The organism is Kitasatospora sp. NPDC001225 (assembly GCF_053597855.1).
Map to the genome: position 1 here is coordinate 1 of NZ_JBSFJC010000458.1, position 1,349 is coordinate 1,349.

General features: G+C 76.7%; 2 protein-coding genes. Both read left to right on the top strand.

Features of this window, described 5'->3' with window-relative positions; translation table 11 throughout:
• The coding region (locus tag ACWDCZ_RS41435) for a CARDB domain-containing protein (RefSeq protein ID WP_449818736.1) at window positions 1-772 on the top strand (772 nt) is incomplete at its 5' end.
• On the top strand, window positions 769-1,349 hold a 581-nt coding region (locus ACWDCZ_RS41440; protein WP_449818737.1), incomplete at its 3' end, for a DUF4255 domain-containing protein. The genes ACWDCZ_RS41435 and ACWDCZ_RS41440, both read left to right, overlap by 4 nt.

Here is a 1,349-nt window from a genome sequence, read left to right on the forward strand (position 1 = left end):
GCCGGCCGGGTGCCCAAGTTCGTCAAGCAGTACGCCGACCTGCGCACCGTCCTCGGCGACGCCGCCCGCGCCTACGCCCAGCCCCGCACCGCCGCCGCCCCCGGCCCCCGCTCCGGCACCGCCGCCGCAGGCCGGCCCCGACATCACCGTCGGCGCCCAGCCCAACCCCGGCTACGTCGGCGGCCACGTGACCGTCAGCTACACCGTGCGCAACACCGGCCAGGCCCGCGCCACCGGACTGCGCCTGACCCTCGGCCTGCCCGCCGGCGTGCCCACCGGGGCCCTGCCCCCCGGCTGCCGCAACGGCACCTGCACGGTGAGCGACCTGGCCCCGGGCCGCAGCGCGGTCGTCCGGGTGGTGCTCTCACCCGTCGCGGCGCTCGACACCACCATCACCGCCGAGCTCACCACCACCGGCACCGACGCCACCCCCGGACCGCACCGGGCCAGCACCCCGCTGCGCATCCTCCAGCCCCGCATCGTCGCGGTGCCGCCGATCGGCAAGCCCGGCTTCGTCACCTCGGTGCGCGGCGTGGACTTCCCGCCCGGCGCACCCGTCCGGTTCACCTGGCAGCCCGGCATCACCGCCGCGGCCGCCCCCACCCGCCCGAAGGGCGACGGGACCTTCGCCGGCCAGCTGCTCATCCTCCCCAAGGACGAGACCGGGCCGCGCACCATCACCGCCGAAGGCCCCGGATTCTCCCCGGTGACCTGCCCCTTCCTCGTCGTCGAGGGCAGCATCGGCCCGCCCGGGGAGGTGGAGCGCCGGTGATCCACGAGGTCGACGAGGCGCTGCGGCAGCTGCTCGCCGAGACCGGGCTGCCCGAACGCGGCATCGAAGTCGTCTTCGACGCCCCCACCCGGGACTTCGCCGCCCGGCGCAACGCCCCCACCGTCAGCGTCTTCCTGTACGGGCTCCGCGAGGAAACCGGCCGCCGACAGGCCGGCACCGTCGCGGAGCACGACGCGGACGGCCTGGTGACCGGCCACCGTCCCGCGCCCCGCTGGTTCGAACTGGCCTACCTGGTCACCGCCTGGACCAACCGGCCGCAGGACGAGCACCGGCTGCTCGCCGAGGTGCTGCAGTGCCTGACCGCCACCGACACGCTGCCCGCCCGGCTGCTCACCGGCACGCTCGCCGAACTCGGACTGACCGTCGGACTGGACATCGCGGGGCGCGACACCGGCCTGCCGTCGGTGTCCGACGTCTGGTCCTCGCTCGGCGGGGAGCTGCGGCCCTCCGTCGACCTGCGGGTGCTCGCCCCGCTGCCCGGCGGACGCACCCCGGCCGGACCGCCCGTCACCGAGGGGCTGGTGCTGCGCGCCGGCGACACCACCCCGGCGGGCAC